The organism is Corynebacterium sp. (genome assembly GCF_030530965.1).
Lineage (GTDB): Bacteria > Actinomycetota > Actinomycetes > Mycobacteriales > Mycobacteriaceae > Corynebacterium.
Window position 1 is genome coordinate 40,321 of sequence record NZ_JAUMTY010000009.1, and the last position, 14,779, is coordinate 55,099.

Annotated in this window: 11 protein-coding genes and 1 pseudogene; 6 read left to right on the top strand and 6 right to left on the bottom strand. The window is 59.1% G+C overall.

The window, feature by feature from the left end:
- Nucleotides 1-177: 177 nt before the first annotated feature.
- A complete protein-coding gene (locus tag Q3981_RS03245; RefSeq protein WP_303123854.1) occupies nt 178-1,029 on the bottom strand; it encodes a TatD family hydrolase in 852 nt (283 codons plus the stop codon).
- 189 nt (nt 1,030-1,218) lie between these two features.
- On the opposite strand from Q3981_RS03245, the gene Q3981_RS03250 reads away from it, so the two are divergent.
- The 3 genes from Q3981_RS03250 to Q3981_RS03260 are packed head-to-tail and all read left to right on the top strand — an operon-like array spanning nt 1,219 to nt 4,804.
- Complete coding sequence (locus tag Q3981_RS03250) at nt 1,219-2,649, top strand: aminopeptidase C (protein WP_303123856.1); 1,431 nt, start codon at nt 1,219-1,221, stop codon at nt 2,647-2,649.
- A 57-nt stretch (nt 2,650-2,706) separates the two neighbouring features.
- Nucleotides 2,707-4,161 carry an aminopeptidase C gene (locus Q3981_RS03255; protein WP_303123858.1) on the top strand — a complete coding sequence of 485 codons (1,455 nt, stop codon included), beginning with the start codon at nt 2,707-2,709 and terminating at the stop codon, nt 4,159-4,161.
- A 43-nt stretch (nt 4,162-4,204) separates the two neighbouring features.
- Nucleotides 4,205-4,804: a class I SAM-dependent methyltransferase gene (locus Q3981_RS03260; RefSeq protein ID WP_303123860.1), complete on the top strand. Its 600-nt coding sequence runs from the start codon at nt 4,205-4,207 to the stop codon at nt 4,802-4,804.
- Here the strand turns inward: Q3981_RS03260 and Q3981_RS03265 are convergent.
- Both Q3981_RS03265 and metG read right to left on the bottom strand, forming a co-directional pair.
- A complete protein-coding gene (locus tag Q3981_RS03265) occupies nt 4,801-5,823 on the bottom strand; it encodes a quinone oxidoreductase (protein WP_303123863.1) in 1,023 nt (340 codons plus the stop codon). The two genes, Q3981_RS03260 and Q3981_RS03265, sit on opposite strands and share 4 nt — an antisense overlap.
- A 72-nt stretch (nt 5,824-5,895) precedes the next feature.
- A complete protein-coding gene (metG, locus tag Q3981_RS03270; protein ID WP_303123865.1) occupies nt 5,896-7,734 on the bottom strand; it encodes a methionine--tRNA ligase in 1,839 nt (612 codons plus the stop codon).
- A 37-nt stretch (nt 7,735-7,771) separates the two neighbouring features.
- On the opposite strand from metG, the gene Q3981_RS03275 reads away from it, so the two are divergent.
- Together Q3981_RS03275 and Q3981_RS03280 are read left to right on the top strand one after the other, a co-directional pair.
- A complete protein-coding gene (locus tag Q3981_RS03275) occupies nt 7,772-9,118 on the top strand; it encodes an aminodeoxychorismate synthase component I (RefSeq protein WP_303123867.1) in 1,347 nt (448 codons plus the stop codon).
- Nucleotides 9,119-9,249: 131 nt separating this feature from the next.
- On the top strand, nt 9,250-9,669 hold the full coding sequence (locus Q3981_RS03280; RefSeq protein ID WP_303123869.1) for an Rrf2 family transcriptional regulator: 420 nt from the start codon (nt 9,250-9,252) through the stop codon (nt 9,667-9,669).
- Between the two features lie 69 nt (nt 9,670-9,738).
- Here the strand turns inward: Q3981_RS03280 and Q3981_RS03285 are convergent, their stop codons facing one another.
- Nucleotides 9,739-11,439, bottom strand: a complete 1,701-nt coding sequence (locus tag Q3981_RS03285; protein ID WP_303123877.1) for a BCCT family transporter — start codon at nt 11,437-11,439, stop codon at nt 9,739-9,741.
- A 162-nt stretch (nt 11,440-11,601) separates the two neighbouring features.
- Nucleotides 11,602-12,471: a 16S rRNA (cytidine(1402)-2'-O)-methyltransferase gene (rsmI, locus tag Q3981_RS03290; RefSeq protein WP_303123871.1), complete on the bottom strand. Its 870-nt coding sequence runs from the start codon at nt 12,469-12,471 to the stop codon at nt 11,602-11,604.
- 37 nt (nt 12,472-12,508) lie between these two features.
- Between rsmI and Q3981_RS03295 the strand changes: the two genes are divergently transcribed.
- Nucleotides 12,509-14,209, top strand: a complete 1,701-nt coding sequence (locus Q3981_RS03295; RefSeq protein ID WP_303123873.1) for a dolichyl-phosphate-mannose--protein mannosyltransferase — start codon at nt 12,509-12,511, stop codon at nt 14,207-14,209.
- A 78-nt stretch (nt 14,210-14,287) separates the two neighbouring features.
- Here Q3981_RS03295 and Q3981_RS03300 read toward each other — a convergent pair.
- Nucleotides 14,288-14,779 (bottom strand): annotated as a pseudogene (locus tag Q3981_RS03300) (hypothetical protein); the annotation flags it as partial.

Sequence of the window (14,779 nt, forward strand, 5' to 3'; positions counted from 1 at the left end):
AACTAGATGGGGGTGAAGCAACGGATCCGTAACCAAAAGTTGCCATCACTTGTGACACTTTCGTAACATTTGGCAGATTTTGTGGCTATGAGCTGGCCATATGCTGAACTTAGCCTTGGAACCAACACCCTCGATTTGTGATGGAGGACACAGAAAATCAGGGCCGATCGCCCGAAATTAGTCCTCCGAGCTAGAGCGATCCACCCCGAAAATCCTCGCCGCGGTCTGGCCTGTGTGGAGGGCAAACTCCTCAGGCGTCTCCCCTCTCACCTCAGCCAACCGACGGGCCGTGTAGCCGACATATGCCGATTCGTTCTTCGCACCGCGGAATGGCTCCGGAGTCATATAGGGCGCGTCGGTCTCTACCGTGATCTGACCCACGGGGGCGCGGCGGGCCGCTTCGCGAAGTTCGTCGTTACGTTTAAATGTCGAGTTCCCCGCGAAGGACAAAATGTATCCCCGGCTCAGCGCTTCCTCGGCGACGCCCAGTGGGGACGAAAAGCAGTGCAGCATCACCGTGAGATCGTCACCGTAATCGGCGAGAATGGCCAGCAAGTCCTCGTCGCCCTCACGATTGTGGATCATGAGCGGTTTATTAACCCGCCGCGCCAGGTCCGCGTGCCAGCGCAGGGCCTCGCGCTGGGTGTCCTTATCGGCACACTCGTCGAGCTTGCCCAACCAGTAATAATCCAGCCCGGTCTCCCCGACCGCGACACAGCGGGGATCCTCAGCCATCTCTTCGATTCGGGCGCGCACGCTGTCGGTCAGCTCGCCGGCTCGCGTCGGGTGGATGGCACACGCTGCGACAACATCGGGATGGAGATGGGCGGCCTCGAGGGCTTTCTCGGCTTCGTCTAATCCGTCGCCTACAGTGCACACCCATTCCACGCCACTGCCGGCGGCTCGGGTCATCAGCTCCGAAATCCCGGCTGCATCATGGGCTCCGGTGGCCCATAAATGGGTATGAGCGTCCACAAGGTGCGGCAGGAATTCGGGCGGTTTCGGTTCAGGGCGACGCTTCTTGCTCATACCTTTAGGCTAACTAATCCAGTGGGCTGGACGTGAACAGTCATGTCCCCGTCCCCTACTATGTTCACACATCACACACAACGCCCGAGCACACCGTGTTCGTGGCACATCTGTAACCCATGTGTGAAACGCTATGTCGAGCCACATTGCTGAACTGTATTGCTGAACCGCATTGCTAAGGAGACAAGCATGACCGAATCTTCGTCTACCTCACTATTGACTGCGCTGTCAGATACACGCCTATCTGAGCTTCGTGCCAATATTGCCGACGACCCCACCCACCGCGTCGCGATGAACGCCGTGACCACCACCGATGTCGATCATGTTGCTCTGAACAGGGACGCCGTCGTCGCATTAGATGAATCGTCAGAAATAAAGCTCGATTCCTTAAAGGTGACCGATCAGAAGCAATCCGGCCGGTGCTGGATGTTCGCGGCGTTGAATGTTTTCCGTCACGATATCGCGCGTTCCCTTAATCTTGAAGATTTTGAATTCTCGGAGTCTTATCTTCAATTTTTCGATAAGTTCGAAAAAGCGAATTACTTCTTGCGTTCCGTCGCGGGACTGTATGACGGTTCCATAACATCAGCGGATAGCCCGTCACATACTGGCTCACCACAAGAATTACGCGATCGCGCCATTGATACATTATTTACTTTCACCGTCAGCGACGGCGGCCAGTGGAGTTACGTCGTTAATTTGGTGAAGAAATATGGTGTTGTTCCCAAATATGTCATGCCGGAAACACAGTCGAGTTCTTCGACCTCTCACATGGATCGGGCGTTAAACACCATTGTGCGTAAAGCCGCTCTTCAGCTGCGGGACGCGCTGGACACGGAGCGCGATACCCACACTGAGGGCTTTGACCCGAATGGCATCATTGCCTCCGCACTTCGCGACGTTCACCGCGTGCTATCCATTCACCTCGGTGTTCCACCCACCGAATTTGTCTGGCAGTATCGCGACAAAGACAACACCTTCCACCGCGGTGGTACCTACACACCGCAGCAGTTTGCGCAGGAATTCTTGCCCGATGACCTGGACAATTACGTCAACATTGCGCACGATCCGCGCGCGGATGTGCCCGTCGGACATCGGTACACAACCCAGTTCCAAAATGACATGTGGGGCACGGAGGACTTCACCTATCTCAACGTGGATCTGGACACCATGAAGTCGCTGGCCATTGAGCGCCTCCGCAAAGACAAGCCGGTGTTTTTCTCGTGCGACGTCAACCGCCAGTTCCGGGCGGACCTCGGAGTGTGGGACGCCGATCTGATCCAGCTGGACCAGCTCTACGGCATCACCACCACAACGACAAAGGCTGACCGCATGCTGACCGCCGAGTCCCGGTTGACCCACGCGATGGTCTTCACCGGCGTAGATTTCGACACCGATTCCGACACTCCCCGTCGGTGGCGTGTGGAGAACTCGTGGGGAACCAAGCACCACAAGGAGCATAAAGAAATCGCTGGTAAGGGCTACGGAACGATGGCCGATTCCTGGTTCAACGAGAGTGTGTTCCACATTGTGGTTCATCGCGACGAGCTGCCCGACGAGCTTCGCGCACACCTCGACGACGAACCCACTGTCCTTCCTCTGTGGGATTCCATGGTCTAACCCGCTGCACATCACGCAGGATTCCCGCACCAACCACCAACTATGACAAGGACACCTATGACTTCCTCTGACAACCACAACACCCCGGCACCGCAGTATTCCTCGCGCAACACCGGCGTTCTGGCTCCTCAAGCCGTCGCAAGTCTCTCTGAGGCAGTGGCCTCCGACTCATCAGCCCGAATCGCGATGAACGCGGTCACCACGACCGACGTCGATAAAGTCGCTCTCAACCGCCAGCGCGTGATCTCCCTCGACCATTCTGTTTCGCACAAAACCGATACATGGGCCGTCGCTAATCAAAAGAAATCTGGCCGGTGCTGGATTTTCTCGGGACTTAATTCCATGCGCGGCAACGTCATGTCAGAAACTGGAATTAAAGACTTCGAGCTTTCTCAAAACTATGTTTCTTTTTATGACAAGCTAGAGAAAGCCAATTATTTCCTCACCGCCATGCGCGAATTAGCCGATCGCCCTATCGAGGATCGGACTATTCAGCATCTTTTGCAGGCACCCATTGACGACGGTGGCCAATGGAATATGTTTGTCGCTTTGATCAACAAATATGGTGTTGTTCCGCAATACGCAATGCCGGAAACGCAATCGAGTTCTAACACGCGGCATATGAACCGCGACTTGGCGTCGGTTCTGCGCGCCGGCGCGACGCACATCCGCAATGCCGTCGCAGAGGACAACGAGCACAATGCGGATAGCGACGCGGTCAAGGCCATTCATGACGAGACCATGACCAGCGTTTACCGCATTCTCACCATCCATCTCGGTGTGCCGCCGGAGAAATTTGTGTGGCAATACCGCACGAAGGATAACGAGTTCGTGCGGAAGGGCACGATGACGCCGCAGGAGTTCGCCGCGGTCTACCTCCCCAGCGACCTCGACGACTATGCCTGCGTCGTGAATGATCCGCGCTCGACCAGCCCGTACGGTGACACATTTACCGTCGAGTACCTGGGCAATGTTGTCGGCGCGAAGCCGGTCACGTACCTCAATGCGCCTATCGAGGTGCTGAAGAAAGCTGCTGTGGGTGCGCTGGTTGATGGCAACCCTGTGTGGTTCGGGTGCGACACGCTGGCGCAATCGAACGCCGACCAGGGGTATTGGTCACTCGACCTGTACGATTACGACGATCTCTACGGTGTGGACCTCTCGATGTCCAAGGAAGACCGGCTGCTGTCCGGCGATTCCATGATGACTCACGCCATGGTGTTCACCGGGGTTGATCTTGTCGACGATGCCAACGACGATTTCGACCCGACCACTGTTACTTCGTCCGACGATCTCCCGGAGACCGTTCGTCCCCGCCGGTGGCGCGTCGAAAATTCGTGGGGCCCGGATAAGGCCGACAAGGGTTTCTGGACGATGGACGATTCCTGGTTCTCCGAAAACGTGTACGAAATCGCTGTTCCGAAGTCGCGGCTGCCCAAGGAATACCAGGATGCGTTGAGCAAGGAACCCCATGTCCTGCCCGCGTGGGATCCTATGGGCGCACTGGCTTAGGCGCACTAGCTCGCGGATAACAGCCAGCGCTATCCTGAATGTCATGCCTACGTGGAATGACATTGTTGCTGCCAACCCTGACCACTCCCATCGCTATGCAAAGCGGTGGGATATTTTTGTCGCTCAAGGGAGGGATATCGACGGCGAGGCACGCCTCATTGACGCGTTGGCCCAGCGCGGCTCCCGGATGCTCGACGCCGGGGCCGGCACCGGAAGAGTAGGAGCGTACCTGCTCGAGAAAGGGCACTCCGTCACGGGCGTGGATGTTGACCCCTACTTGGTGTCGGTGGCACAGAACCGCCTGCCCGATGGCGACTGGCATGTTGCCGATTTAGGCGACGAATCCCCCGACCCCCAGGACTTCCCCGAGGGTCCGTTCGACATTATTTACTCGGCCGGAAACGTGTTCCCCTTCATCGCCCCCGACCAGCGCGCAACTGCTGTCGCAAACCTATCGAGCCGACTTGCCGACGGCGGTCGGATGGTCCTTGGCTTCGCCCTCGACCGGGGATACACGGCCCAACAATTTCTTGCCGACGCTGACGCCGCCGGCCTCACAGCACAGCACCTGTTTTCGTCGTGGAATGCTGATCCCTACGACGAGACCAGCACATTCCTCGTTGCAGTGCTCACGCGAAACTAAGGGATAAGCACCAACGATCCCGTGGTCTTCCGCGCCTGCAGCTGCTCATGAGCTGTGCGTGCCTCAGAGAGCGGGAACGTCCCTCCAATGCGGAACTTCACTGAGCCATTGGCCACCATTCCAACAACCGCTTGAACGCGCGATTGCAGTTCACCCGGGCGCGAAGTCCAGTCCTTAATGCTCGGCCGGGTCAGGAAGACCGAACCCGCCTCATTCAACAGTTGCGGATCAATCGGCGGCACCGGGCCAGACGCCGCACCAAACAGCACCATCGTTCCCGTCGGCCGTAGCGAATGAATGGACGTATCAAACGTGGTCTTCCCCACGCCGTCATACACGACGTCCGCACCACGCCCATCCGTCAACTCACGGATTTTCTCCGGGGAGTAGTCGTCGTAATTAATGGTGTAATCAGCGCCATTATCCCGCGAGAGCTGCGCCTTTTCCTCCGTAGAGGTGATGCTGATGACAGTGGCTCCCCGCGCTTTCGCCATCTGCGTCAGAAGCAAACCGACGCCACCCGAGCCCGCGGTAATGACGCACGTGTCGCCCTCGCCCAGCGAGTAGCAGCCGTCGGAAAGGTAATGGGCAGTAATCCCCTGCGTCATTAACGACGCGGCCGTCGGATCGTCGATTGTTTCCTCGATAGCCACGGCTGCCGACGCGGGCACCGCCGCGTATTCCGCGTACGAGCAGTTCGTGTTGTAGAAAGCGACGCGATCTCCGACGGATAATTCGCCCGAGGAGGAAGCGTCGCCATTATCCTCCCCCTTGGCAACGACGCGCCCAACGCCCTCGACGCCTGGTGTGTAGGGCATGTCCGTGGGGTAAATTCCCTCGCGGAAGTAGCTGTCGATGTAGTTGACGCCGGCTGCGTCGATCTTCACCAGAACCTCGCCGGGGCCGGGCTGGGGAACGGGGACGTCATCCTTGTATTCCAGGACGTCCGCGCCTCCCGTGTGGGATACCCGGATCGCGTGCATGGTGTTAGGGATAGTTACTGTTTGAGAAGAGCTCATGACCCCCACCATAGGTGAAGACGGCGCGTCCAGCAGGGAGAGAATCCCCGCTAGCAGGGACAGACTCCCGGCTTAGTGGACGACGGGCGCCCACTCCGGGCCGGTTTCTGCCAACTCGGGGTCCAGTTTCGCGAAGATCGGCTTCGGTTTCTTCAGCGCCGTGCCGGCTTCGATGGGGATGCGCTTCCAAGCTGCTTGCTGGTGGGAATACTCACCGGTGATCACGTGGTAGGTTCGCCCTTCCTCGGGAAGGCCAACCCCCATGAGCTCAACCGGGGTGTCATCCGTCACTTCGTCGATTCGCGGCATGGCCGCCCACTCGCCGGTACGTCCCAAGGTTTCATGAACCTTCTGCGCAGCGTGCGGCAAATAGGGGGTGAGCAGCACATTGCAGTCGGACACGACCTGCAACGCCGTGTGCAGAACGACGGCCAGACGGTCACGCTGGTCCTCATCCTTGGCCAGTTTCCACGGCTCCTGAGCAGCGATGTAGGCATTGGCCTCGCCGACCACATGCATGGCTTCGTTAATCCCGGCGCGGAAACGCGAATGTTCGATGTTGTCCGCAACGACGTCGAAAGTTTTCTCCGCGAGGTCGAGGAGAGCGTTATCGTCATCAGTGAGCTCAAGCCCGGAAATATCAGGGACTTCACCGAAGTTCTTCGCCGCCATAGACACCGTGCGGTTGATCAAGTTGCCCCACGAGTTGGCTAGCTCATTGTTGTTGCGTCGGACGAATTCGTCCCAGGTGAAGTCCGTATCGTTGTTTTCCGGCCCGGCGACGGCAATGAAGTAGCGCAACGGGTCGGGGCCAAATTCGCGGAGGAAGTCCTGCACGTAGATGACCACGCCCTTAGACGACGAGAACTTCGATCCCGACATGGTGAGGTATTCGGACGACACAACTTCCGTCGGCAATTGAAGGTCACCCAACTTGCCTTCGGTGCCCCCGCGTGATCCCAGGCCACGGTATCCGAGCATTTCAGCGGGCCAAATCTGCGAGTGGAAGGTGATGTTGTCCTTACCCATGAAGTAGTAGGACTTGGCCTCAGGGTTGGTCCACCACTTTTTCCACGCGTCGGGATCCCCGATGCGATGAGCCCACTCGATGGACGCAGACAGGTATCCGACAACGGCGTCGAACCACACATAGAGTTTCTTGAACTTGTTATCGGCCCATCCTTCGAGGGGGACGGGAACACCCCAGTCGATGTCGCGTGTCATCGCGCGGGGCTTGATGTCCTTCAAGATGTTCAGCGAGAACTTGAGGACGTTGGGCCGCCAGTCCTGGCGGGATTCGAGCCACTCCCCCAGCGCGTCCGCGAGTGCGGGCAGATCGAGCAAAAAGTGCTCGGTTTCCACGAACTTCGGTGTTTCGCCATTGATCTTCGAGACAGGATCGATCAGGTCGGCGGGGTCCAGCTGGTTGCCGCATGTATCACACTGATCGCCACGCGCGCCAGGTGCGCCACAGATCGGGCAGGTGCCTTCGATGTAGCGGTCGGGAAGGGTGCGCCCCGTCGACGGGCTAATAGCGCCCAGGGTTGTTTGCTTCACCATGTAGCCGTTGGAGTACAGCGTCGTGAAAAGCTCCTGGACGATGGCGTAGTGGTTACGCGTCGTCGTCCTGGTAAAGAGGTCATAGGACAGACCGAGCCCGGCCAGGTCTTCAACGATTTGCTTGTTGTACGTATCGGCAAGTTGCTGCACACTGACGCCTTCTTTTTCCGCCTGAACCAAAAGCGGAGTTCCGTGCTCATCAGTGCCGGAGACCATGAGTACGTCGCGCCCACGCATTCGCTGGTAACGGGCAAAAACGTCGGAGGGAACACCAAAACCGGCGACGTGTCCGATGTGGCGGGGCCCATTGGCATAGGGCCAGGCGACAGACGTAAGTATGGGTGCAGACATACCGTCTAGGCTACATCGCGCTGCAAATTTTACCGACATGAAGGGCAGTCTTAGTGCTCGCTTAGCGCTCGTCGTAGGCCTCCGACGTCCCCACCGGCAGTTCAGGCCGACGTCCACGCCGGCAGTTCAGGCCGACGTCCACGCCGGCAGTTACAGTATTTTTATGCTCCCCGGCATCTTCGACGCGGCTCACGACGACTCCGCTTCCGTCACACGCCTTGGTTACAACTCGCTGGACCCCGTCGATGTGGGTGTATCACTTCTTATCGACGGCGACCTCCCCGCGATGGCTATCGGTGCCTGGGGTGGGCTCGAGGCCGTCATCGCGCCGGATGCGTTATGCGCGTACTGCGATCCGGACGACGCGTTAACGCCCCCACCTGGCGTTTTCGCTGCTTCTGATCCCCGCAAGGGCGTTCGGTTTGGTTTCATCTCGTACCCCGACCCCACGGTGTATGCCGCGGGCGTTACCGCTCACCAGGTGATCTGGCGACGCGACGGGGAATGGTTCACCAATGGCGACTCCGATTGGGCTGAGGATATTCTCGCTACGGCGGATCATCGTCGCCACCATCACTCCGCTGAAGAACTCTCCGTACCCACGCACTGGAGCGCTGGCGACCGTGAAGCACATCGCCGGGGTGTCCTCAGCTGCCTGGACGCCATTCGCGCCGGGGAGGTCTACCAAGCGTGCATCTCCGCTCAGTTCCGGACACCAATGACGTCGCGCGCCGAGGCCGCCCGGTGGTGGCTCTCGACCGTCCACCGCACCCACCCCAGGTACGCCATGTTCCTAGCGACCCATGACCGCGCCATCGCCTCGCTGAGCCCCGAACTGTTTCTGGAACGCAGGGGCTCCACGGTGTGGTCGTCGCCAATTAAAGGAACTATTCCCATCGATCGCGATCCTGGGGAACTAGCGCGGAGCAGGAAGGATGTTGCGGAGAACATCATGATTGTTGACCTCGTCCGCAATGACCTCAGCCGCGTGTGCAAGGACGTGACCGTGCCCTCGTTGTTGGAGGTCGTGCCAGCACCGGGGGTGTGGCATCTCGTGTCGACGGTGTCTGGGCAGGTGGACGATGTGTCGCCGGCGCGGGATTCCCGCATTATTAATGCCTGTTTCCCGCCGGCGTCGGTGACGGGCACACCGAAGTTACGGGCGCGGGAATATCTGGCCGAGTGGGAGCCGGTACCGCGCGGTATTCATTGCGGAACGGTGGGGATGAACTGGGGAAATCTCGTGGCGAATGTGGCCATCCGCACCGCGGAATGGGTGAATGGCGAGCTGATTCTAGGCACCGGCGGCGGGATCACCATTGACTCCACTCCCGACGCTGAATGGGCCGAAATCATGGCAAAAACGTCGACTTTACGCTGGTAGCGGCGGCGCCAATGCCGCGTTGATCACAGAAACCACGCGGTCATTCACACAACAAATCACATGGACCGCGCGTGAACATCGGGCCGGTTCTCGTATTTTTTGGCCCTGGCCCGTGGCGCTACGCTGAGACTGTGAATCTTACGAAGTTCTCTGATCTCGGTTTACGTGCCCTCATGCATATGACGCGGTCAGGGAATGCGCGGACAACAGCCCGCGAGGTCGCCGAAGCGATCAATGCTCCGCGAACCCATGTTTCGAAGGTCATATCGCGGCTGACAGAGTTCGGCATTATCGACGCCACGCGCGGCCGTGGCGGGGGGATCACTCTTGTCGACGGCGCCGAGGATTATTCCGTCGGGGCGATCGTCCGTTTCCTCGAGGGGCCGAGCCCGGTGATCGACTGCGAGCACCCCCACCCCTGCCCTTTTAACGTCAACTGCCGGCTGCAGCACGAATTAGCCCAGGCGCAAGAGGCGTTTTTCGCTTCCTTGGATGCAGTGACAATAAAAGACATCACGCCCGTGGGGCCTCAAGTTCCTCACCAGGCGTGATGTCTTTTCGTGTTCCTTGATTGACGACGGCTACTCGTCGGCCGTCACCACGGTTCAGCTGGTCAGCTGCTAGTCAGCTCTCGTCATCGCCGTCGACGGCCCGTCTGACGAATCGCCAGTAGCGGGCTCAGAGGTCTGTTCAGACCGGCGATCTTTACCGCGGATCTTGTCAGCGCGACGACGTTGGCGTGCCGCATGGGCCGCCTCCACTCGTCGCTCACGAGCAAGCTTCAACGCGAAGCGTCGATGCTCACGGTGATCCAAGTAGACCGGGTCTTCCCTGAACCCTTTCACCAGCGCAAACATCAGCGCAATGATGATCAGGAGGAAGGGCGACGCCGCGATAATCGTGACCGACTGCAGGTTGTTCAACGCGTCCGATCCGCCGGAGACCAGCAGCACAACACCGATTGCGGCGGTGAGCACACCCCACAGGCACGTGACGCGAACGTCGGCAACAATACGGCCGTTCTGGGACATCGAGCCCATCACCGTCGACGCCGAGTCGGCGGAGGTGATGAAGAACGTAGCCAGCAGAATCATCGCCAAGATGGAGAAGATCTGCGCCCCAGGCATGGTCTTGAGCAGCGAGAACAGCTGGTGAGTGGAGTCACCGTCGCCCCAAATAGACCGGCCAGTTTCCTCCAGGTGAACAGCCGTCCCACCGAAGATCGAGAACCACACGACCGTAATTGCGGACGGAACGAGCAGCACCACGCACACGAACTCGCGGATGGTGCGTCCGCGGGAAATGCGGGCAATGAACATTCCGACGAAGGGTGACCAGGAGACCCACCATGCCCAGTAGAAGATCGTCCAGGTGCCCAGCCATTTACCGGCCGTACCGTTATCGGTGTCTGCAGTTCGGGCAGCCATTTCGAAGAATTGCTGGACGTAGCTACCGAATGCCGTCGGGATCATGTTCAAAATGACGACGGTCGGGCCCACGATCAGCACGAAAATGCCCAGGACGGCAGCCATGACCATGTTCGCATTCGAGATGTACTGAATTCCCTTGCCGACGCCCGACGCGGCGGACGCCAGGAAGAACAGGGACAGGATGACCACGACACCGACCAACACCGGCGTACCCGGGTTGTGGATGATGCCAGTTTCGTCCATACCTGAGCCGATCTGGAGCGCGCCCAGACCCAGCGATGCGGCGGTACCGAACACGGTGGCAAAAATTGCCAAGACGTCGATGGTTTTACCCATCCAGCCTTCGGCTCTCTTCGCGCCAATGAGCGGAATGAACGCCGAGGACAGGAGCTGTTTACGGCCCATGCGGAAGGTGCCGTAGGCGATGGCTAGTCCCACGATGGCGTAGATCGCCCAGGGGTGCAGCGTCCAGTGGAACAGCGTCGACGCAAATGCCGAGTTCAGATCCTTCGGCTCGGAACCGGGCACACCTTCGCGGAAGAACGTGAGCGGCTCTGTCGTCCCGTAGAACATCAGGCCGATTCCCATGCCGGCGGCGAACATCATCGCAATCCAGGATGGCGTCGAGAATTCGGGTTCTTCATCGTCGCGGCCCAACCGGATGGAGCCGAACCGCGAGAACGCGATGGACAAAATGTAGAAGACGAAGACCGTCCCGAACAGGACGAACATCCAACCAAGGTTGTCGACGATCCAGCTCAGGGCGTCAGAGGCGAACTCCGCGAACCCGTTGGGTGCGATGAGTCCCCACAAGATGACGGCGAGCACGAGTGCTGCCGCGGGTCCTACGACTCTCCAGTCCGTGGGAGCGTCGTCGGTAGCGTCGGACATGCCGAGCTGCCCCTCCCCCGTCAGCACTTCGGGATCATAGTCACCAAGAATGACTTCAGGATCGATATTCTTATGGTCCATTCGTCCACTATGTAACAGGACTCTTTTTTATTCAATTGCTACTCAGTTTTCAGCAATTATTAAGCTCCGCCTATCCACCGCCTATTCACTCGCCTTTCTGGCGTCGACGACGGCCTCATAAAGATCCTTTTTCCGCATCCCCCACTGGTCAGCGACGACTTTGCACGCGTCCTTCAGACGAAGGCCGTCCGCCCGCACCCGCGCTTCAACATCGTCAATGAGCTCCTCCACCGGCGGATGAGTATTCGTGTCACGGGCACCTTCCAGGACGACGGTGATCTCACCGCGGATCCCCTCCGCAGCCCACGCGGCAAGGTCCTCCAGCGTGCCGCGACGAACTTCCTCATAGAGCTTGGTAAGTTCACGGCACACAGCGGCACGACGATCACCACCGAGAATCTCCACCGCCGCGTTCAAGGTCTCTTCAATGCGGTGAGGCGACTCGAAGAACACGCAGGCGCGGCGTTCTGTACCTAAGGACGATAACCACTCCCGACGGGCCCCGGCCTTGCGCGGCACGAAACCGTCGAAACAGAACGTGCCGACGTGTAGGCCCGACATCGCCAGCGCGGTGGTCACGGCCGATGGGCCCGGAACACAGCCCACGTGGATGCCCTCGTCGTGGGCTCGTTCCACAACGGGGAACCCGGGGTCGGAAATCACAGGCATACCGGCGTCGGAAATGATGAGGACAGTTCTGCCGCGCTGGGCTTCTTGGATGAGAGCATCGACGCGGCTGGATTCATTGTGGTCAAAATTCGACACCAGATGCCCGGAGATGTCGATGCCCAACGCATTGGCAAGGTTGCGTGCTCGGCGGGTGTCTTCTGCTGCGACAACGTCCGCGGTGGCGAGGGCATGACGCAGCCGTGGCGACGCGTCGTCAATATTGCCTAATGGCGTTCCCGCGACGACGATCCCGCCGCGATAGGACGAATTATCCTGACTCATATGTCTAGCTTCCCATACGGCTGGCATACTAATTTGCGTGACTGCCCGGAATTCTTCGCCGACACCTCTCATTTCGCCCTACCGGTGGGCCCAAATCGTGATAGGCATTCTGGCCTTCTTGACGCGGTTCATCGGTTTGAGTTCCCCGACGGATAAAGGTGCCCCGGTTTTCGACGAAAAGCACTACGCGCCGCAAGCGTGGCAAATGGTGAGATCGTGGAGTAACCCCTTCGTCGGCGGGATTGAAGATAATCCCGCGTACGGCTTGGTGGTGCACCCGCCCGTGGGCAAGCAGATCGAAATGATTTCCGAGTGGCTCTTTGGCTACAACGCGTTCGGGTGGCGGGCGGCCTCCGCGACGTGCGGCGTCATCATCATCCTGCTGATTATGGGCACCGTGAAGCGCTTGGCGGATTCCACCATGATCGCCTGCATGGCGGGCATTATCGCCATTTGCGACGGCGTCCTGCTGGTCACGCAACGCACGGCAATGCTGGACGTTTTCCAGTGCATATTTGTGGTGGCGGCGGCATATCTGTTGGTGCGCGATGCACAACAGATGCAGGACCGGATGAAGAAAGTCCACGCCGAAGACCGGATGACGGATTCCCCCTGGGGGCCACGCATGGGATATCGGTGGTGGCGATTCGCCGCCGGAATCAGCATTGGTTTGGCGACCGGAGTGAAATGGTCAGGTCTCTTTTACATTTTCTTCTTCGGATTGCTGTCGGTCATGGCCGATTTAGCCCGACGACGCCGCTTCGGCGTGCAACGCCCTGTGCTGGGCACACTGCGTAGAGATACGTTCCCCGCGATTGCGTCGCTAGCTATTCTTCCTCTGGCGGTGTACATGTTCTCGTGGCGCGCATGGTTTGCCGACGAAAACAGTGTGTACAGACATGCTAAAGAATCGGGACTTATTGAAGATGGAAGCATTCTGAACCATGTTCCCTCCCCGTTGAGTAACTGGCTGTATTACCAGCAGCAAGTTCTCCAGTTCCATGCAACGCTGACCAATTCCAATGGGCATTATCACCCGTGGGAATCCAAGCCGTGGTCCTGGTTGGCTTCTACCCGGCCCATGATTTACTACGACTCCGTTCACGACGACGGCACCCACTACGCGCAGATGCTCTTCGGCACGCCGATTATTTGGTGGATTTCTGTTCCAGTCATCGCGTGGGCGGCGTGGTGCTGGATTGTGGGTAAGGATCGACGCTGGGCTGTGCCGGTTGTCGGCTATGCGGCCGGGTTCCTGCCGTGGCTCACGGACGTTGACCGCCAGATGTATTTCTTCTACGCGACGAATATGATCCCCTTCCTCATCATGGCCATTGCGCTGTGCCTGGGCCAGCTGTATTCGTGGTCCATTGCGGATTCGCGCTTGAAGAACCGCGCTTTGGGCAAGCATCTTGGGGGCTACCTGTCACGGCGTCGGCAAGGGGTTTCTAGCCGACGTCGGGCTGGTGCGCGGTCTGATGCCGCAGGGAACCCGGGCTCGTCGGGCGTTCGACCGCGCGCGGTAGGAGCGTCGGGAAGTGTGGCGATGCGCGCTGCCTCGTCGTCGCGCTGGGCCCGTGTGAAGTCGTTGTGGATTAATGACACCGGTTCCATCCTGGCGTGCCTCTATCTGGGTGCGGTGGTCGCAATGTTTATTTACTTCCTGCCACTCATGGTGGCCATGCCCTTGTCCGGCTCGGAGTGGGATGCCCATATGTGGCTTCCGAGCTGGAAATAAGCCAAGCTCCCCGACACGGGGAAGGCCCCCGGCGCGGGCAAAGCTCCCGGCATTAGCAGAAAAGCACTGCTAGGCGGCCTACTGATCCCCCACGTGACGGTGAACGTCGTCATTGGCCTCATCAATGAGGCGGGCCGTTTCCCTGGCATCAGAAAATGTGGACTTAACCGGCCGGGCGCTGAATGATTTCAGGGAGCCAGTCACGTCGCCGGCGCTGACCCCGAAGTGGCTGAACCAGCACCACACCATGACAAGGACAGTCACGATGAAGAGAACGAGGCCCATCAGCTGCTGAGGTGTGGCCAGCCCGAGAACAATGTCCCTCGAGGCGAAACCCGCGGTAAAGGCCCATAGGGCACCGAAGAGGGGGATCATTCCGGCGGTCATTCGTGGACGCCACGCACACCAGAAGAGCGAAAAACCGAGGGACAATCGCATGGCGGCGGCGTCGATAAATAGACGTGCGACGTCGGGGTCGTGGGAATCTCCCACTGCGCCATCGGAGTCACCACCCGACGGGACTGGGCTGCCGGTGAGCGTCGTCGAATGGCTCAATAAATAGATGGCCCA